The organism is Sinosporangium siamense (assembly GCF_016863435.1).
Lineage (GTDB): Bacteria > Actinomycetota > Actinomycetes > Streptosporangiales > Streptosporangiaceae > Sinosporangium > Sinosporangium siamense.
On sequence record NZ_BOOW01000043.1, the window covers coordinates 93,334 to 113,132 of the forward strand.

Below are 19,799 nucleotides of genomic sequence, written 5' to 3' on the forward strand. Positions count from 1 at the left end.
TGGATGTGATGCCAATGCGCTTCCAATCCACGGCCGACACGCACTCGGCCGTGGACATGAGAGGGTGGGCTTGTTCTCCATCGCTCGGAACTACGGCCCCACAAGCAGCAGGCCTTGGCTAGCGCCCGGGCGGGTACCAAGGAACAAGCCGCAACAGCAGGTCGAGTGTACGGATGGCCGCGCGGCGCCTATGTTCATGCGTCGCGAACGCGGAGCCTATGGCGAGCGCTGCCATCACAACGAGCGCTACGACGAGGCAGGCTGATGCCATCAGCAACACGATCTTGTTACTGGGTAGAGCCACGATCACGCCGCAGGCTAGAAGCCCAGCCCAAGGCCGCGGTTCCGCGCCGACGCCGAAGCGGCTGGAGCCACAGCCTTGTTCAGGGAGAAGTGCGGCGAACAGGTCCGCATCGTTGACATCGGCGACTTCTCCCGCGAGCTCTGTGGCGGCACCCACGTCGGCCACGGCTCCAACGCGGGCCCAATCCGCGTACTCGGCGAGTCGTCCATCGGCCCCACCTGCGCCGCATCGAAGCCCTGACCGGCCGCGACGCCCTACGCCACTACGACAGCGAACGCCGTCTCCTCGAAGAGATCTCCAGCCTCCTCGGCACTCGCCCCAAAGACGCGCCCGAGGCGCTGCGCAAGCGGCTAGCCCACCTGGCGACCGCCCAGCAGGAACTCGATCGGCTCCGAGCCAACGAACTGCGCGACCGTGCAGAGCAGCTACTTGATCGCGCTTACCCGAGCGGCCACGGCAAGATCATCACCGAACTCGTCACCGAGATCAGCGCCGCGGAACTACACCAGCTCGCTCTTGAGGTCATCGATAAGACTCATTCGGTGCCGACGGTCGTGATCCTCGGCCTGGAGCACGATGGCAAGGCCATGCTCGTGGCCACCATCTCACCCGATCTTCTTGCTAGCGGCGTCCAGGCCGCGCAAATCATCACTCGTGCCGCCAAGGCCGTGGGCGGTGGAGGTGGCGGCACTGGTGGAGTCGCCAGCGCTGGAGGGCGTCACCCCCAGGCACTGGCCCATGCCCTCCAACTGGCGGCTGACGACGCGAGTAGCGCCCTGACCGGCAGATAAAGAGCCGCTGTGGGCTTGTCCATAACACGAGCCCGCAACAGTGCTCTACCGTGCGCCGGCCGCATGACCAACAGGAGGCCGTGAACGCCACCAACCGCGTCATCGAGACCGTCTACCAGCCCGAAGCACGTCAGCGCGGCGAGCACCCTTCCGACTACGCCCGCCTATACCGCTTAAAAACTTCTGGTCCGGTGTTTCTTTAGGTTGGCCAGGTAGGTGAAGGCGCGCGCGACTCAGACGGAAGTTATCCGAACTTGCGTGCTATATGTCCTAGCTGTAGGGCATCATGGATCTGAAACCACTACATCTAGTGGTTCGAGCAGTCCCAGCGGTGACGCCCTGCGACCCTCTAGCGGTTCAGGGCCGAACCCGGGCTGGTGTTCGGAAGGAGTTCCACACTTGACCCAACTCCGCTCGACTTCCGCAGCAGCGCACGACCGCCGCTTGGTGCAGACAGCCGTCAAAGGTCCGACTCCCGACTCACAGGATGCCGTCTTCCTCCCCTTGGAACACGATGCCGCCTTGGAGTTCCGCCAGGAGCACTCCGACGTGAATTTCTGGTGCGGGACGGTCAACGGGTGCGGGCGCCAACTCTTCACCCGCATCGGCGACGAGAAGATCCCGCACTTCTTTCACCGCGGCGAAGGTGAGCAGGCGCAGTGCCGCCGGGCACAGAAGAATCGGGGCCGGCTCGACATCGAAGCCCCAATCATCTGGGCCGAGCTGAAGCACTGGCGCCAAAGCCGCGGCTTTCCCGAGGGGCAGGTCGAGTTCTTCGATCCTCTCGATCGCCACGATGCCCGCTACATGCACATCAGCGGCCCTGTCGGCACCAGAAATACTTGCATCGTGCTCGGCGACGTCACGATCGTGCAGGTCCAGCAGGACGCCGCGTCTGCGCAGGGGCGCGAGTGGGACTGGTTCGTGCACGAGCGCAACACCGAGATAAGGGCGATCCTGGATAGCCAAGGCATTACCTACGCACAAATCAGGTTCGTCCCGACCGCGACCTCGGCAACCCTTCAGGTCTTCCTGTCTACCCCGGACAACGTGGGGGACTGGGGCCGCATCAGCCGATACGTGCCCGCGCCCAACCGGGCTCCCCGTCCGCCCAAGCCCGTACAGCAACGGCCCCGCGCCTCTGGCGCTGCCCGCGAAAAGGTCGTTCCTGATGCGCTGATGGGTGTTGAGACCCAGTCCCCCCGGCTGCGGGAATTGGACGACGGGCCCGCGCGTGAACATGCCTTTGCACGCAAGGCTCCCCGCCCCCGTCCGCCAGCGCCACCTCGGTGGTATGCGCCCGCAGCGAAGGCGCCAGTGCCCCGCTCTGAACAGCAGATCGCCAACGAGTTCAAAGATGCCATCGCGCACCTGGAAAAGGCGCTGGTCCTGGAAGACCGCAAGGACGTGGCCCGCGGCGCACGGCGCCTCCGCGCACTGCGCAAGGCACATCGCGGGAGCCTTTCCAACGATGACAACCGAGCGATCAAAGCCCTGCTCAGGCGGGCCAGCACCAGTTGACCGCCTTTCGCCCTGGTCCGGCTGATGCGGACTGATCGCCCACCAGACACTGGTCGACACCACGTGCACGCGGTCTTAATAGCCTTCCCGCCGCCTACCGTGTACGGCTCGTCGGTGCATGCTGATGGAGACCACTGCATCGATGGTTTTGTTCGCCAGTTCCGACCGCAGTTGTTCGTGAGCGGCGACCGCACCCCCGCCCCGGCGGGGTTGATGTTCGCCAGTTCTGACCGCACCCACCCACCACGCAGGCAGACGCCGCTGACCTCGGCCAACGACCTGCCTCTCGTCGATGCCAACGCCCTTGAGCCATGGCTGCGGTCAGTTCTCGCGAACACCGGCATACTCCCCGTCCACCTTGGTGCGGGCGAAAGCAGTGAACATTCGCGGTCACTTCTCACGAACGAAATTACATCGACGTGGTCGGTGTCTACTGTCCCGAGCGGGGACGTTGACCACATGGCCGATCGAGGACTATTCCGCACCGTTCGGCGCCTGACGGCGCGACCCATGGGAGCTCCGCACCGTGTTCGCTCAGGAGCTGCGATGCAAAGGATGCCGGACCGACGATGCCGGACCGCCTTCAAGAGTGATGAGGCGAGTGCACGGTTCCCGACTCCCAAGCGAGCGACACGTGATCGCTTGGCCCTTCAAGAGCATCACTCGAGGAAGAGCTGTCCTCCTTGGACAGATCTCAGTCGCTCAATCTGTTTGTCGAGATTCCGTATCTGGGTCGAGCTCGCGCCGTACGCCTCCACCAGAAGTGGGCGGACGGATTCGAACTCCACCAGCGCCTCGTCTGGATACCCGGACGCTGCAAGCATCTGCGCGATGACGAAGCGTGTTTCTCGGATCCGCTCTGCGGTGTCGTCGTCGCTCACAGAGGCGGCACTGCCAGCGTTGCCGACGTAGAAGCGCAGGTGCGGGAGAGCCTTGTCCGGCTTGCCTACCTCGGCATAGGCGTGACCCGCGTGATAGGAGCAGTCGAGGACGTAGAAGTCGTTCTGGGAAAGCCGTTTGCGGTAGTCGCGTCCTACGACGTCGAACAGCGACGCTGCCCGGGTGTACTCCCCAGCATAGAAATGAGCGGCGGCTAGGAAGTGCCGCAGCCGCAATTCCAGGAACGAGTTCTCGGCGCGGGCAACGCCGTCTTCCAGGAGACGGATTGCCTCGGACGGATGGTCGTTCTCCAAGAGGACCTGGACGTTGGCTCGCAACTTCTCGAATTCGTCTTCGGTGAGCTTGTCCCGCGCAGCGCCCTGCTCCTGGCGCTTGACGGGGGCCAGGAGTGGCCGCCGGAATGGGCGGGTCGGGTCGCGGTTCTCATCAAGGTTGCCTGCTCTATCGGTCGATCCACCCGGATCTGTGGCGAACGGGAGGAGTTCCTCGTACACCGCCTCCGCTGTGGGCCGAGCCGCTGGCTGCTTCGCCATCATCGACGACAGCAGAGCATCAAGCTCCGCTGGGACGTCCGGGCGGCGCGCCCGCACCGACGGTGCCGACGTCCGAAGGTGGTGGAAGCGCATGGGCCTATCAGTGGTCCCGTGGAACGGCACATCACCGGTGAACAACTCGAACAGCAGGCAGCCGAGCGAGTAGACGTCGGAAGCGGAGGCGACCGCCTGGCCGATGCACTGCTCTGGCGACATGTACGGCGGGGTGCCGACGGTCCGGTCGACCTGGGTGAGCCTCGGCAGCGCCCCCGCCCCGCGCAGGATCGCGATGCCGAAGTCCAGTACCTTCACCAGGCCGCCGTCTACCAGCATCACGTTGGCGGGCTTAATGTCCCGGTGGACGATGTCGACCCGGTGCACGTCTACCAGGACCGCCGCGATCTGCGCTGCGATCGACGCCGCCCAAGACACGCTCGGTGGCGCATTGACGTAGTCCGCTCTGTCCAGCAGCGACTCCAGAGTCGAACCACGCAGCAGCTGCATGACAAGCCATAGCTGAGTGCTGCCGGCAGGGCTCGTCCCGACGCCCGTGTCGTAGACCGCCGGAATACCGGGGTGCTCCAGCTGGGCAGTGGTGCGGATCTCCCGTAAGAACCTCCTACGGTCTCGATCCAAGGCGTCGAGAATCTCCGCCGCCTCAGGACTGTCTGGCCCAGCTGGGTTTTCTCCCAACGACGAGGTCCGGAGCATCTTGATCGCGACCCGCCGGTCCAGCCGCTCGTCGTAGCCGTGGAAGACCTCGCTCATGCCGCCTTTGCCGAGCGACCCGTCTACGCGGTAGCGACCCGCCAGCAGCCGTCTCTCGACCGGTTGTCCGGCCCCGTCCTCCACGTCCCATCACCCCTATCTCGAGATCTGAACTCCTACCCGGCCAGGCCGCCAGTTTCCCGTTGCATTTCTGCGCGGAGCTTGGCCAGCGCCTCATCCCGTGCGGGTTCGGTAATGATCCGGTAAGCGCGCTTGCGGGCTGCCTCTTTTATCGCCTTCTGGAACTCGTTGTTATCGAAATACAGCTTCATGAAGGCGGTGTTACGTTCGGCGTTCTCCGCGACGATGTCGTCAAGCCGGTCATCGGCAACCTGTCCAAACCGGGCTTCGTCGTTCATCAGCGCGATCTGCTGCATCCCGGTGTCCTCGACCAGTCCGACGACCTGCTGGTAGATCAGGACCTGGTCGGCGGTGCCCAGGCCAAGGCCGAACCGGTCGTTCAGCTCCTCGATCACCTCCGACAGCGGCTTGACTTCCGGCTCTCGGTAGCCGCCGCCGTCAGCGGCGTGGCCACGAACGGCCCGGTCTCCGACCGCTGAAAGCGACACGTTGTGCCGCCCGGTGTGCTCCAGCCGGAAATGACTCAGGTCCGCATCCCCGATGTCGATGGAGGTCGAGGGCCGTCCGGGCAGCCGGATCAGCAGGATCCGGCCGTACTGGTAGAGGCGTTCGAGGTCCCGGTCGCCCCAGTCGACGATCTGCGCGATGAGGCTGTAGGCGCGCACGTAGTCCTGCAGCGCGACCCGGAAACCTTCCCGCTCGTCGTCGGTGTCCAGCGCGACGAAGCGATCCAATGCGGGCTTGAGGTATTCGTGCAGCTCGGCGTGAAGCTTCCGCTCGGCCGCCTCGGGCAACCGGCCCGGTCCGGCCGCCGCTAGGACTCGGATGAACGCCTCCATTTCCGAGGCGACCAGCAGTTCGTACTCCATCACCTCGCGCTGCTTGGTATAGAGCAGGTTCGGATCGCTGGGCTCGGTGATCGTCGTCTCGAACCAGTCCCAGAACGCTGCCTGGATGTCGGCGGCCTGGTTGACGAAGTCCAGGATGTGCACGTCGTCCTGCGACTTCAGCGGGTGGATCCGGTTCAGCCGGGAGAGCGTCTGCACCGCGGTGACCCCGGTCAGCGGCTTGTCGACATACATCCCGCACAGCAGCGGCTGATCGAACCCGGTCTGGTACTTGTCCGCGACGACCAGAAGGCGGTATTCATCCTGGTTACGCGCGGCGGCCTGCGGATCATCGGCCTTGGTGTAGGCGAACCGGTCCGGCAGCTGCCCCTCGGGGAATCCGTTGAGCTGTGACTCGGTGAATTCCAGGCCGGCGTCGTCTTTCAGCTGTCCGGAGAACGCGACAAGGGTGCCGCAGTCGGTGTATCCGCGCAGGGAGACGTAGTTACGGATCGCCTGGTACAGATCGAGCGCGTGCTGCCGCCCGCTGGTGACCACCATGGCCCTGGCTCGCCCGCCGAGGCGCCCGGCGAGGTTTTCTCGGAAGTCGTCGACGATCAGCCGGGCCTTCTGCTCCAGCGACTTGGGGTGCAGTTCCGCGAGACGGACCAGCTGCGCCTTCGCCTTGCCGGCGTCGACCTCCGGGTTGGCGATCTGGGACTCGTTTTGGTCGACGGCCGCGTTCCGCAGTCGCCACTTCGTGTCGTAGGTGATGTAGTTGGCTAGCACATCCAGGATGTACCCCTCGTCGATGGCCTGCCGCATCGAGTAGATGTGGAAGGGGACGTACATCCCGACTTCGCCGGTGCGAGGGTTCGCCCGCTCGGGGTCGAAGGTTCCGAACAGCTTTAGCGTCGGCGACTTCGGCGTGGCAGTGAACGCGAAGTACGACAAATTCGGCTGCCTGCCGCGCACCCGCGTCATGTACGTCGCGTCGTCCTCGTCCTCCTCCCGCGGCGTCGCGTTCACCCCGAGCGCCTGCTTGAGCTGGATCGCTGACTCCCCACCCTGCGAGGAGTGCGCCTCGTCGATGATGACGGCGTACCGCTTGCCCGCCAGCCCCATATCGACGATCTTCTTCAGCAGGAAGGGATACATCTGCAGGGTACTGATGACGATCTTGGAGGTGGCGTCGCCGAGAGCGGTCGCGAGCTGCGTCGAGTCCACGTCGATCTTCTTGACGACGCCGGGCGTGTGGTCGAACTGGAAGATGGTCTTCTGCAACTGGCGGTCGAGCACGACCCGGTCGGTGATCACAATGATCTTGTCGAATACGAGCTGGTTGCTCGCGTCGAAGAGATTCGAGAGCCGGTGTGACAGCCAAGCGATCGTGTTCGACTTCCCAGAGCCCGCCGAATGTTGGATCAGGTAATGATGCCCGGCCCCGTGCTCCCGCGCGTGGTCGACCATCTTCTGCACAGCGTGCCACTGGTGGTAGCGCGGGAACACCTTTGGCAAGGTGTGCGGGTTCTCCTTCACGCCCCTACGGTCGGGCACCTGGATATGCACGAACCTGTGCAGGATCTCCAGCCAGTTGTCGCGCTGCCAGATCTCCCCCCACAGGTAGTCCACGCTGTATGACCCCGGCTTGGCCACCGGGTTCCCCGCCCCGCCGGACACGCCGGGGCCGTTGGATCCGATGTTGAATGGCAGGAACTGCGTGTCGGCCCCGCGCAGCCGCGTGGTGATGAAGGCCCGATCTGGATCTACCGCAAAGTGGACTAGTGCCCGCTTGGAGAGGAACACGTCGTTCGGGTCCCGGTCCCGCCGGTACTGCGCGATGGCGTGGTCGGCGTTCTGCATTGTGTTCGGGTTCTTTAGCTCGACTGTTGCCGTCGGGAGCCCATTGACGAAAAGCGCCATATCAATCGAGCGCTTCGGGTGCCGCACGCTGTAATGCAGCTGCCTGGCAACAGTCAGCACATTCGCGTCGTACTCCGCGAGGGCGTCGGCGGCAAGGGTGTGACCGGGCCGGAAGTACGCCAGGTCGATCTGCACTCCTCGGTCCCGCACCCCTTGCCGCAGCACGTCCAACACGCCGCGCGCGTCGACTTCTGCAGCCACCCGCTGCGCGAACTGTCGCTGCGCCGCGGTCTGGTCACCCCCGTAGAACCCAACAAGGCGATCCCACTTCTTCGTCTGCGTCGCTCCGATGAAGCGGAACATCTCCCCGGTGTCGAGCCCCAAATCTACGTTGAACGTTCCCTGCGCCCGCGACCAGCCACGGTCGAGCAGTTCCTGCTCGACCCGATCCTCAAACATCCGCTCGCCATACGCTCCAGCCATCATGCCGAGACAATCGGGGAGAGACCGGATGTGTCGACTCCGCGCACGGTCGTGACATCAATCTGTCCGGTGACGGCAGCGGTGATGAAGGCCTCACGGCGCTCGGAGAGGAGGGCGAGCTGCCGGGCAAGTGCATCGGAGGCGCCACTCGTGGAGCGCCGCGCTTGCTGACAACGCCTTACAGCTGAGTGCTGCTCCTCAAGCGACATTATCGGAACGGGAAAATCCAGCACTTTGGAACTACTGGTCGTAGCGATGCCGACCTGCGTCGAGGTGAGCCGGAAATATCCCCGACCGTGGGCTGATGCCAGTAGCGCCGATATGTACTCGGGAACAACTTTATTCCTATCTGCCCGAATGGCGAATATATGGTTCTGGTGTACCATTTCTGGGATCTCACCACTCCATACGGCTCCGCGTCCCAGATTGTCTGGGTTTCCGTTCGCCTCGGTCATGACTACGTCGCCGGGACGGAGCATCGACTTCAGGGCCATGGAAGCAGGAATTGTTATTTTCTTGACCTCTGACAGATCAACCCTTTCCCCTTGAACGTTCGCTACGCGAAGGTAAGGATACTCCGCGTCTTCCGAAGTCCTCTCTCTTGCGCTATGCACGGTTACGCCTGACCGAACTCGGGCTATATAGCCAAGCCTGACCGTGCGAATCGATATGGGCAGCCACGGCCACAAAGGATTCGGATTATTGGAAGCCCCTCCAGGGACGAGAATTTCCGAGATGGCTGCGGCGTACTTCTCTTCAAGAAGGAGCAGTTGTTGGTGACGCTGCCGCATCAGCTGATCGATTCGGGCTGTCTCGGCGTCGAGGAGGTTGGCAATACGCCTCTGCTCATCGAAGGGAGGAACCAGAATCGGCATCGCATGGAAGTCAATCTTCGAAACGCGTCGATCGAAAGTTGTGTCTGCTCGCGTGTAGAGCTTGTATTGGTCTCGATAAGGCTGACTCCGCAGCAGGTGATGAATATATCTGGGATAGAGATCCGGCCCAAGAGAATAGACCCGATAGTCAGGACTTACTGCGCCTGCCGTCTCCGAGACCCCGATTCCACCGCCTACGAGCCACATAGGATTAACGACCAGGTCGCCCGGCTCGACCAACCAGTAGCGTTCGACTGTGTCATTAGATGGAGCCTGACGTCCAAGCCCGTCGAACTCTTCGCGCGGAGCAAGAACACCCTTCGATGACAGCGAAAGAAGGGTTGCATTTCCCCCTTTATTTGCCGAATCGACTAGTATGGCCAGACGCCTGAACGGCAGTGCCCCCCAGCTCGGGGGAGTCCGGTTAACAAGGGCCTCGATCGCGATATCGTCGCTCATCCCGTCACCTCCCCCAGCAGCTTCTGGATCTGCATCTCGAGTTCGCGCAGCTCAGCGTCGATCTCGTCCAGCGGCCGGGGCGGGATGTAGACGTAGAAGTGCCGGGTGAAGGGGATCTCGTAGCCGACCTTCGTCTTCTCATGGTCGATCCAGGCGTCGGGGACATGCGGAATGACCTCGCGGGCGAAGTATTCCTCGATGTCTTCGTCGAGCGGGATGTTCTCGTAGTCGCGCAGGTCCGGGTCGGGCAGGACGGTGCCGTCCTTGTCCATCTGAACCTCGCCTTCGGGGTCGGAGACCGCGACGGCCCCCCAGACCGCCTTCAAAAGAGTGGTGGTGCTGGGCCACCGGGCTCCGAGGTCGACGGCGGCCTGGTGCAGGGCGTTCGTCGCTTCCTTCTTCGTCCACCAGATCGAGCCGATCACGCCGCGCAGTGCCTCGACCAGCGCGTCGCGCCCGTCCCACTTAGCCAGGGCTTTCGCGCTGCCGAGCGCGGTCAGGGTGTCCTCGGTGATCTCGAAGCGAAGTTTGAGTGGACGCTCCACGGTGATGCGGTGGTACCCGAAGTCACGGGTGCCGAAGACCTTCACCTTGGCGTGGCCCGGATGGCCGGCGTCCGCCGCGACCTTCACCGCATCAACGTACAGCTCGGTGATGTGTTTGATCTGCATATCGGTGATCTGCTTGCGCTTGTCCCCGAGGGACTTGCGCATCTTCTCCCACTGGTCGCGGGCGTCGAGCAGGATAACCTTGCCGCGCAGTTCGTCGGGCTTCCGGTTGGAAAGGATCCAGAAGTAGGTGGAAATGCCAGTGTTGTAGAAGAGCTGGTCCGGCAGGGCGACGATGCCCTCCAACCAGTCGTTCTCCAAGATCCACTGACGAATCTTCGACTCGCCGGACTCGGCGGCACCGGTGAAGAGCGGGGAGCCATTGAAGACGATCGCCAGGCGCGAGCCCTTGCCTTCGACCGGGTCCATCTTGTCGAGCATGTGCTGCAGGAAGAGGAACGAGCCGTCGTTGATGCGCGGCAGCCCGGCGCCGAAGCGGCCAGCGTGACCAAGCTCAGCCTCAGCCTCGACCGCAGCCTTGACCTTCTTCCATTCCACGCCGAAGGGCGGGTTGGCCAGCATGTAGTCGAACGCCCGGCCCCGGTGACCGTCGTCGCTGAAGGAGTTGCCGAAATGGATGGTGCCGCGTTGCTCGCGCATGAGCATGTCCGCCTGGCAGATCGCCCACGACTCCGCGTTGAGTTCCTGACCGAAGAGGTAGACCGTTGCGTTCGGATTGAGCGACTTGATGTGCTCCTCGGCAGCGGTCAGCATTCCGCCGGTGCCGCAGGCCGGGTCAAGGACGTTGATGACCTGGCCGTCCGCAGCGAGAGCGTCCTTGTCCGGGGCGATCAGCAAGTTGACCATCAACTTGATGACCTCGCGCGGAGTGAAGTGCTCACCGGCGGTTTCGTTGGAGTCTTCGGCGAACTTCCGGATCAGGTGCTCGAAGACGTAGCCCATGTCGTGGTTGCTGAGCCGGTCAAGGTCGCGCATTGTGGCGAACTCCCCGACTACCGCGTAGAGGATCTTCGCGCCCGCCAGGCGGGTGATCTCGTTGTCCAGGTCGAACCGGCTCAGGATCGTCCGGACGTTCGGGGAGAATCCGTTGATGTAGTCTCGCAGGTTCTTCGCGACGTTCTGCGGGTCGCTCGCGATGGTCGAGAAGTCCTGTAGGGAGGTGTTGTAGAACGGCAGCTTCGCCGCAAGCTCCAGCACCTTCTGCTTGTTCTGAACGGTGAGCGCAGCGTCGCGGTCGCGTACGGCTTGCCGAGTCGGGGCCATCACCGCGTCGAGGCGGCGCAGCAGAGTGAACGGCAGAATTACCCCGCCGTACTCGTGGCGCTTGTAGTCGCCGCGCAGTAGATCGGCTACCGACCAGATGTCGGCCGCCATCTTGGTATGACTGGGTCCCGAGGTCACAGTTTTCTCTTCTCCTCGTCAGCGGCAGGCGTGTCATCAGTGTTCTTCATCAGTGTGTACTCGGGTGCCAGAACGCCGGCGATCAGTCCGTACACGGTTTGTTCAATCACATGTGTGCTCACTCTCTCCAGGGCCGCGAGCACCTCCTGGAGCTCCTGCAGGTGGCGGAACGCGTAGCCGTACCGTTGCTGCTCGGCAAGCGGTAGCCGTGGGACGCGGCAACGACGCAGGTCATCGCGGTTAAGCGCGCCGAGGGTGTTGGCCGCGGGGAGTGCTCCTGCGTCGGCCCGTAGGAAGCTCGCCAGGAAGTATGCGTCCAGGCGGGCGGGGTCTATCTCGACGATCTGTGCGATACCAGTGTCGTCCGCGGCCGTGCCGGTCGCGACGATCGGCGGGCGGCCGAGAGTCCGCAGCAATACGTCCCCGGCACGCGGGGTGTCGTCACGGGCTCTGACGGTCAGCACCCCGGCGCGTTCCAGCTCGCCGAGGGTGACGTGCGAGTGATGGGTCGGCGCGGTCGGCGCGGCGAAGCGCGGCAAACCTTGGACCGCCTGTAGGTAGAGGGTGTGCAGCCGATCGGTGACGTGGGCGAAGTCGTCGGTACTTGCCTCGGCCCATGGAGTGACATAGCGGGACGGCAGCAGGTTCGTCTCGCCGTCGAGGAGCTCCAGGCGCGGGACTGCGCGCGAGACCGTCGGGTCGGCCTCGCCGAACAGTCGCTCCCAGGCGGCGAACTCGTACGGGACATCGGCGGCGTCGCCCAACCTCGACAGGTCGACCATCCGAACTTCTCGATGGTCAGGAGGCCCGTATGGCCGCTGCAGGACCCAGAGGTAGACGTCGGTATCGGGGGCGGAGCCCATCCCCTTCGGCAGCGCGATCACGTCACGCAACACGCCGGAGCGCACCAGCGCCGCACGGATCTGCTGCCCTGACGGTTGCAGGCAGGTGCGCGGCGTCACCGCGACGACGGCCACCCCGCGGGGGCGCAGGTGCGCGTAACAGTGCTGGACCCAGGCCAGTTCCCCATCTCGGGGGGCCGGGGTGCCGAAATCCCAGCGCGGGTCGGTCGCCAGCTCGGCCGAGGGCCACTGTGGTTGGTCGAAGGGTGGCTCGCAGACGACGGCCGCTACCGCCCCCAGATACCCGGAAAACTGGTTTTCCAGCAGGGAGTCGCCCGTGTGGATTTCGTACAACGTGCCGAGAGGGTTTTCGCTCAGCCTCTGCACGGCCGTCTCGGTAGCAGTCAACTGAATCTCCTGCCCGGCCAGCCGGACCTCGGTGCCGAAGCGGTCGGCGACGGCCAGCAGCAGAGTCGCCTCCGAGCAAGCCGGATCCAGCACGACGGGAACATCCGCTTCCCAGCCGCTGGACGGCCCGGCCGAAGCCGTCGAATGCGGCAGCAGTGACGCCATGACCCTGGCTAGCAACTCACCCGAGGTCAAGTCAGCAACGCCCCGTTCGGGCTCCTGCAGGCGATCGAGGCTGCATCTCTCCCAGGCGTAGGGCAAATCGCTCGGGAACTGGTCAGGGTTGTCGACGCGTTGCGTCCCGGTCTCGGTCTGCCCAGCCGTCGCCAGCTGATCACCCTTGCCTGTCGCCTTCAGCCACTCCTCGACCTCTGCCAGAGAAAACGTGGGGCTGTGCCCACTACCGCCGACCGGTTTAGGGAACTCCGGGTAGCGCTTGCGCCAGTTCGCCACGGCGGCACGGCTAACGCCGGCCAGCCGCGCGATCGCCGCCGCCGTCACCTCATCGTGCTCGCCAAGGCCCATGCGGCAACCATACAGGGCAACACTGGCCGAAACAATGAGACTGTGAGCACTCGTGAGCATTTGCATCGATGCTCACAAGATGTGCTAGGTTGCTACCTGCAAGAGTGATGATCGTCATGTCAATCGCCGCGAGCCACGGATGATGAGCGCGATGCTGTCCGCCCTGTCCGGCCGCCAGAGTCGTCCTCAGCCAGCCGATCCGTGACTGTGAAACGTGTGTCCCCCCTCGCGGGGGACCATCTGCTAGAAGCGCCGAATCGTATCGAGAGGACATGGCCCTGACTGGGGCCCAGTCCGTCCGTGCAGGGGCCTTGGCCGCACCGACAACGCACCCAAGAACCGGTGCACGTGTCACATCGTGCCCACGCCGCCAGGCGCCCCCTGCTCCCCATCTGTCCGGACCTTCAGGTCCCTGCACCTCACACGAGGACTGGCATGAGCGCTGAGAACCACAACACCCCGGCCGCCGCCGCGAAGGCCGCAGCCCCGCCAACCACCCGCAAGACCTCCCTCTACCGCCTGCGTAGTGCGGACCCGAGCACACACACGAACCTCCGCACGTTCGTTCTCTCCCGCTACCTGGACCGCGAAGGCTTCCAGGCCTGCGAGGTCGATCACGAGAGCATCTCCGGCCTCCTCATCACCGGCACGATCGCCCCCGGTCCCGCCGATTGGTGCGACCCGCTCAGCGCCTTGAGCGGGCACCCCATCGCCGAGGAGAACCAGACGACCCTCGCCCTCCTCCTGGTCCGCACCGAGCAGGCGATCTACGGTCTCACCTACGGCATGGGCCACCTGATGATCGACCCGGCCTGGATCGACCCGGGTTTCGGGATCGAGCTCGCCATCCGCTGCCTGGACGCCGACCGCATCACCAAGGTCCGGCGTCAGGTCATGGACGCGCGCGGCCGAACCGACGAGAACTCCGCCACCGGCGGGGAACACATCCGGGGCTTCGGCATCGAGCAGTTCGGAGAGATCGTCAGCCAGATCTCTGGCCAGATCGTCAACGTTCCGCTCACCTTCACCAAGGACCGCACCCGGCCTGCGCACATCACGGGCAACGACCGTTCGGTGAAACTGCCGCTTGGCAGCACCCCTGCCTCTCTGCTGCACGACCTCCAGCGGATCGAGGAGGTCTGCGCCCAGCCCAGCCCACTGCCGGAGTTCGAGTTCATCGCCCAGGTCCGGCCGCTTCCCCCGAAGTCCGAGCAGGCTCAGCGCCTCGACGAGCGCCTCGACGCCATGCTCGGCGGAGACGAGCACGCACTCCTCGCACTCGCCGTGCCCAGCCTCTGCCGGGACCGCTACGACTTCGCAGAGTCCTTCAAGGTGACCCTCAGGGGCCGCTCCCAGTTCCACACCGAGCTCGAGGTCCGCCAGTTCATCGAAGCTGTCCGGCCCTGTGAGTCGGGTAGCCGCCTGCGGGTCCTGCGCGAGGGACGCATCCAGATGTTCGCCGACACCGAGGGCCACGAGCTGATCAGCAGCAAGGTTCCCGCCGACCACTGGCTCACCGCCGAAGTGTCGGAGGGAAGTTGCCACTACTTCTACTGGCAGCGGCGGTGGTATGAGATCGGCGCGGAGTACCTCGCGGTCATCGAGCAGCGAATCACCGAACTCCTCGCCCACTCCACCAAGGTCACGATGCCGCCCTGGATCAAGGGCAAGAACGAAGACTGGTACAACAAGCAGGTCGCCACCCAGGCTGGGTACGTCCTGCTCGACAAGAACACTGTGCGTACGGCACGCCTGCGCGGCGGCGGGCTCGAGATCTGCGACACCCTCGGGCCCGACGGTCAGTTCATCTGCGTGAAGAAGGCCAAAGCGACCGCCGAACTGAACCACCTCTTCGCGCAGGGCCGGGTCGCCATGGAAACCCTGCGTTTCGACACCGATGCCCAGGGGAAGTTCCTGGCCAAGGTCGACGAGCTCGCCCCAGGCCACCCCCTGGACAGGACCTTCAGGTCACTGACCCTGGTCTACGGCATCCTCCTCAAGGGCGGGGTACCGCTGACCCCGAACTCCCTGTTCGCCTTCGCGAAGGTCTCGCTGCTGCACACGGTGACCGCCCTGGAGGGGATGGGCGTGCGCGTGGAGATCGTCTCCATCTCCCGAACCTCGACCACCGGAACGGTCACGCCGGGGGGAGAAGCCGACTCGTCTTCCTGACAGTCGCGGGCCTGTCACGCTGCCACCACGGCTTCAGAATCTATCGCGGTGCGGACCGAGGCGGCTTGACTCAGGGAAGACTCAATTCCAGGCATGGCCCATCACAAAATCCGCCGCCGAGATTCTTCTCCGAATAGGCGTCGGCTCCGCGAGCCGGCGCCTTAAACCGTCGAAACCGGATGGTCAATTTCGCGCAAGCGCCGTACGGTTGCTCGTTGGTTGCTCTTCGGCATCCGATACGGCACGGCACCGGACGCCATTCTTAGACATTTCGATGGGCGCCATTCGCACTAAGGGCGGTATATTGACGTATAGATTGGCAAGATCCGGCATTAATGCTGTGGACTTTTAATCCATAGGTTCCGGGTTCGAGTCCCGGGCGGCCTACCACCTGCCACCCACCTGAACTGCGAAAACTCGGCCTAAACGGCTTCGCTGTACCGAGATCACCCCACGTGGTTGCTCGCCGGATGCCCGCGAGCACACACCGCGCACACCGGTAGTTCGTTCAAGCACCGCTGGCCACAACAGACCAACAGGACGGGCAAGAGAAGGCCGAGCCCGATACCTCTGGGTGCCAGAAGCTCGGCCGCCTCACGCGACCTGCGCATATTCATGGATCAGGCCGCTAAGGCGATCACTTCGGATGACCTTGACGTCATCCTCGGCAGGGGTAGGAGGGGCGCGTAGCGGAGCGGCCTGGCCGAGGGCTCGGTGGGGACGATGCATGTTGAAGTGCGTCTCGTACTCGGCCAGTACGTGCTGGAGGTGTCGGGCGTTGACGATGAGGATCCGGTCGAGGAGTTCTCGGCGCAGACCGCCGATCCATCGCTCGACAAACGCGTTGGCCTGCGGGGCCCGAGGGAGCGTATTGATGATGCGCAGGCCTTCACTGGTGAATACCTCATCGAACATGGCGGTGAACTTCGTATCCCGATCGCGAATGAGGAACCTGAGCCCCTGTGCTCGATCACCCGGCCTTATCATCAGGTTTCTGGCCTATTGGGTGGCCCATGCCCCCGGTGACGTGGTCGGTGACGCCGAGGATGTGTACGCGGCGGATGTTGATCTCCATGACGACCAGGCAGTACAGGCGTCGGAACAGCACGGTGTCGCAGTGAAAGAAATCGCAGGCCAAGATCCCCGAGGCTTGAGCTCGAAGGAACTCGCCCCAGGTCGGCCCCGGCGTCGCCGCGCGGGATCGATCCCGGCTCTCTTCAAGATGAGCCACACCGTACAAGCACCCACTCGATGGCCCAGACCCGCGAGTTCTCCGGCGATCCGCCGATAGCCCCACAACGGATTCTCCCGCGCCAGGCGAAGGACAAGGGTTCGGATGGAGGATAGAAGAACAGGTGGGAGGCCGGCCCCGTCTGCGGCACTTGAAGGTCCACCGCCGTCGCACCAGATCAGCGTGCCAGCGCAGCGGAGGACGTTATCGGCAGTCGCGGTGGTACAGCCGCGATCGGCTTCCAGCCTGACCTCGCAGCACCCTGTTCTCGTGACGGAGCACGAGCAGTTCCACGTTCTTGGACAGATCAGAGCGGACCAACACCGTAAGGACGCCGAGCAGGCTCCGGACCAATCGGTAGAGCAGGGATACCAGCACCTCGAGATGGTCGCAGCCACGGCGCTGATCCCGCAGCAAAATTCCAGCTCACGGCACGAATCCAAGTTTCCGAGCTATACACCGATCAAAACGAGATCACGTAGTGCAGGAAAACCTGGAGGGCGAGGAATGATTTTTACATGAGGCATAGCTCCACATTCTTCTGTATGCATACATGCATTACCGCGATGACCTTGCGAGCATCTCTAATGTGTTCTTTCAGTTCAAAGTCCGATGATTCACTTGACACCCACTCCAACAGTATATTTTCAAGTCGGGCCACGATTGCTTCACACTCCAACGGCGATAGCGATCGGCTGTGATCATCTGGATGATTGAGGAGTGGCTCAAGGGCAGTGCGAACATCCTTCCACGGCCTAACGCCACCAAATCCTTGCATCTCTTCGAGGTGAAAATCTTCTGCCAGGGCGAGCCGCCTGCGAAATAGAGCGAATTCACCATACGAGAAGCACGCATCCGGTCCATCCGATTCCCCATCGCCAGGGAAGAGACACAGTCCCATGAGAGGCCTCCTTCATAGTGGCCGATGCGCCCCTCCCTTATGCATCGCCAGCATCCAAGAAAGGGGCGCAGGATTTTATTGATCTGGAACCACTAAGTCACAGCTATGATCTCGGAATAACCTGCCACACGATATCTTTTTGGCAAACCAAGATGTGAATGGCGGCGGAATCGGATTCTCGGAAATAATCCGATAGTCGACTCCCTGCGCCCGCGCTAACGCTAGTGCCGCGTCATGCAACGTTGGTCTTGTAACCGGTCCAGCTCCGAATGACCGACCCGGGGGCGAAGTCCCGCTTGGGTACGGCACGTGCGTTGCGCCGGCGGACATAGCCGGCTATCGCCTCACCCTGCTCGGTGTGACTGCGGTGGTCGGTCCCGTTGAGGGCGAAGTAGCGCAGCGCGGCGAACTCGGACTCTATCCAGTTCAACCAGGACGAGTACGTCGGGGTGAACACCAGTTCCACACCGCTGCCGGCCGCCCAGGACCGCACCTCGGCATGCCGATGGGGAGAGAAGTTGTCCATGATCAGGTACAGCCTCCCCGTCGGCCACCGGCTACGCAGCACCTTCAGGAAGGACAGGAACTCGCGCCACCGTTTGCGCGCGCGGATGCGGTACACCAGCTTTCCGCTGCTCAGATCAAGTGCGGCGAGCATATGACGTACCCTCGCCGGGCGGTTGTACGTCGCGCGCAGCCGGATCGGGCGGCCGGTGGGCCGCCAGGTCCGTCCGGGCCGCGGCTGCAGGTTCAGCGGCCCGAACTCGTCCACGCACACCACCCGGCCGTCGGCCGGCGGGGTGTCGTACAGCTTCAGCACCCGGCGCATGCGCCCGATGAACTCCGGATCGGTGGACGCCTTCCAGGTCTTGGAGGCCTGCCGGGTGATGTGCGCCTCGCGCAGGACCCGGCGCACGCTCTCACGGCTGATCGAGGCCACCACGCCGGTGGCGGTCAGGTATTCGGCGAGCTTGGCCAGACTCCAGACCGAGAAGGGAAGGCCCAGGTCGCGGGGGTGGCACAGGGCGGTCAGTCGGATGTGGCGGCGGACCGCCTCACCGATCGTCCTGGGCCTGCCCCCGCTCCATTTTGGGTTGAGGGCCGCGAAACCCAGGTCGTTTAAGTCGTGGATCACCCCCCTTACGTATTCCTGTGAGCAGGCGAGCAGGTGGGCGATGTCGGGTGCGCCGCGGCCCTGGGCCGACATCAGCACCACGATGGCCCGCCGCAGCTTGACGGGGTCCTTGGCGGTGCGGCCGATCTGCTGCAGCCGCCGTCCTTCGGCCATCGTGACCGGTCTGACGAATACTTCGGGTAATCGGCCCATCGCCACCTCCGAGACAGCACTCGAAAGAAACGTGGCTCGTATCCGGCTCAACATCAATTACACGAACAACGATCCTGGACGGGGCACTAGCTTCTCTCCCTCTACGCCCTTGAACTTCTCGATGTAGTCGTCGTGGGAGACCTCCGAGGTCGGCCTCTCGAAGACAACGGAGCCGTCCCGGATCACGGCCGCCTTGTCGCATGTCGCCATCAGCTCCGCGAGCCGGTGGATGATGAACAGGATGCCGGCACCACCCGCCGCGAGCCAGCGCATCATCTCGATCAGACGGGCGCTCTCGGCCTCGGGCAGCAGCGCCGTCGGCTCGTCGAAGAGAATGAGCGGCCGGCCGTCACCGCCACCGTGCTCGAGCCCCCGGAGCGCCCGGATCACCGCGACGAAGACCCGCACGGCGGGACTCAACTCGCCGACGAGCCGCCACGGGTCGAGGTCGATGCCGAGGCGCTCGCCGAGTCGGCGAAAGTGGAGCATTTCGCCGAGCCGGTCTCGCCAGTGGATGGTCAAGCTCGCGAATCGCTTGGGATCAGTGCTTGGACCGGGACGGTACTCAGCGGGATGATCGTGCGATCCACCGATGGCGGGAGTGTTGATCACCGTCCGGTTCGGGGTCTGCGCTACTCGGTGAGGCTGAGCGCCCCGGAAGGGCAGGACTGGATCGCGCGGCGCACGGCCGTGCGGTGCTCGGCGGCCGGTTCCGGCTCCAGCACCACGACCAGGCCCTCCTCGTCATCCTGGTCGAAGAGGGCGGAGAGGGTCAGCGCGCACATGCCGGCGCCGATGCATACCTCACGGTCGGCTTTGATCTTCATCGGTTCTCCCAGGTCGGCACGTAGCGCGGCCGGCTGTTCCGGATTCCGCAGCAGCGCGAAGGTGTCCGTGGTGGTGTCGGGCCCGAGTACGCCGGCAGGGGTGGGCGCGCTCGGCGGCCACCACGGCGAGGTAGGCCGGTACCTCGCTGTAGGCCGTGATCTGCCCAGCGTCGCGGAACTCGCTGTTCATG

At 64.0% G+C, this 19,799-nt stretch carries 14 protein-coding genes; 4 read left to right on the forward strand and 10 right to left on the reverse strand.

What is annotated here, in order from left to right; translation table 11 throughout:
* Window positions 1-379: 379 nt before the first annotated feature.
* From Ssi02_RS32020 to Ssi02_RS32030, 3 genes are all read left to right on the forward strand, one after another.
* Window positions 380-544 (forward strand): hypothetical protein, encoded by a 165-nt coding sequence (locus Ssi02_RS32020; protein ID WP_204031305.1) that lies wholly within the window; start codon window positions 380-382, stop codon window positions 542-544.
* A 224-nt stretch (window positions 545-768) separates the two neighbouring features.
* Window positions 769-1,095 (forward strand): DHHA1 domain-containing protein, encoded by a 327-nt coding sequence (locus tag Ssi02_RS39040; protein ID WP_445009412.1) that lies wholly within the window; start codon window positions 769-771, stop codon window positions 1,093-1,095.
* 399 nt (window positions 1,096-1,494) lie between these two features.
* Window positions 1,495-2,616 (forward strand): hypothetical protein, encoded by a 1,122-nt coding sequence (locus Ssi02_RS32030; protein WP_204031307.1) that lies wholly within the window; start codon window positions 1,495-1,497, stop codon window positions 2,614-2,616.
* 659 nt (window positions 2,617-3,275) lie between these two features.
* Here the strand turns inward: Ssi02_RS32030 and Ssi02_RS32035 are convergent.
* From Ssi02_RS32035 to Ssi02_RS32055, 5 genes are read right to left on the reverse strand one after another with little or no spacing between them, the layout of a single operon-like run.
* Complete coding sequence (locus Ssi02_RS32035; protein WP_204031308.1) at window positions 3,276-4,901, reverse strand: serine/threonine-protein kinase; 1,626 nt, start codon at window positions 4,899-4,901, stop codon at window positions 3,276-3,278.
* A 32-nt stretch (window positions 4,902-4,933) separates the two neighbouring features.
* Window positions 4,934-8,047, reverse strand: coding sequence for a type I restriction endonuclease subunit R (locus Ssi02_RS32040; protein WP_204031309.1), 3,114 nt, complete (start codon window positions 8,045-8,047; stop codon window positions 4,934-4,936).
* A 23-nt stretch (window positions 8,048-8,070) separates the two neighbouring features.
* Complete coding sequence (locus tag Ssi02_RS32045; RefSeq protein ID WP_204031310.1) at window positions 8,071-9,405, reverse strand: restriction endonuclease subunit S; 1,335 nt, start codon at window positions 9,403-9,405, stop codon at window positions 8,071-8,073.
* Window positions 9,402-11,375, reverse strand: coding sequence for a type I restriction-modification system subunit M (locus Ssi02_RS32050; RefSeq protein WP_307825839.1), 1,974 nt, complete (start codon window positions 11,373-11,375; stop codon window positions 9,402-9,404). Before Ssi02_RS32050 ends, Ssi02_RS32045 begins: the two co-directional genes overlap by 4 nt.
* Window positions 11,372-13,150 (reverse strand): N-6 DNA methylase, encoded by a 1,779-nt coding sequence (locus Ssi02_RS32055; protein WP_204031311.1) that lies wholly within the window; start codon window positions 13,148-13,150, stop codon window positions 11,372-11,374. The genes Ssi02_RS32050 and Ssi02_RS32055 overlap by 4 nt, the downstream gene beginning before the upstream one ends.
* Window positions 13,151-13,585: 435 nt before the next feature.
* Between Ssi02_RS32055 and Ssi02_RS32060 the strand changes: the two genes are divergently transcribed.
* Window positions 13,586-15,322: a DUF6119 family protein gene (locus tag Ssi02_RS32060; RefSeq protein ID WP_204031312.1), complete on the forward strand. Its 1,737-nt coding sequence runs from the start codon at window positions 13,586-13,588 to the stop codon at window positions 15,320-15,322.
* Between the two features lie 594 nt (window positions 15,323-15,916).
* Here Ssi02_RS32060 and Ssi02_RS32065 read toward each other — a convergent pair.
* From Ssi02_RS32065 to Ssi02_RS32085, 5 genes are all read right to left on the reverse strand, one after another.
* Complete coding sequence (locus tag Ssi02_RS32065; RefSeq protein WP_204031313.1) at window positions 15,917-16,237, reverse strand: integrase core domain-containing protein; 321 nt, start codon at window positions 16,235-16,237, stop codon at window positions 15,917-15,919.
* Between the two features lie 55 nt (window positions 16,238-16,292).
* Window positions 16,293-16,553: a hypothetical protein gene (locus Ssi02_RS32070; RefSeq protein WP_204031314.1), complete on the reverse strand. Its 261-nt coding sequence runs from the start codon at window positions 16,551-16,553 to the stop codon at window positions 16,293-16,295.
* Window positions 16,554-17,686: 1,133 nt separating this feature from the next.
* Entirely contained in the window at window positions 17,687-18,781 is a 1,095-nt protein-coding gene (locus Ssi02_RS32075) for an IS630 family transposase (protein WP_204031315.1), read from the reverse strand.
* 57 nt (window positions 18,782-18,838) lie between these two features.
* The gene (locus Ssi02_RS32080) at window positions 18,839-19,303 is read right to left on the reverse strand and encodes a sugar ABC transporter ATP-binding protein (RefSeq protein WP_204031316.1); all 465 of its coding nucleotides are present in this window, start codon (window positions 19,301-19,303) and stop codon (window positions 18,839-18,841) included.
* 110 nt (window positions 19,304-19,413) lie between these two features.
* Window positions 19,414-19,608 (reverse strand): ferredoxin, encoded by a 195-nt coding sequence (locus Ssi02_RS32085; RefSeq protein ID WP_204031317.1) that lies wholly within the window; start codon window positions 19,606-19,608, stop codon window positions 19,414-19,416.
* Window positions 19,609-19,799: the final 191 nt, after the last annotated feature.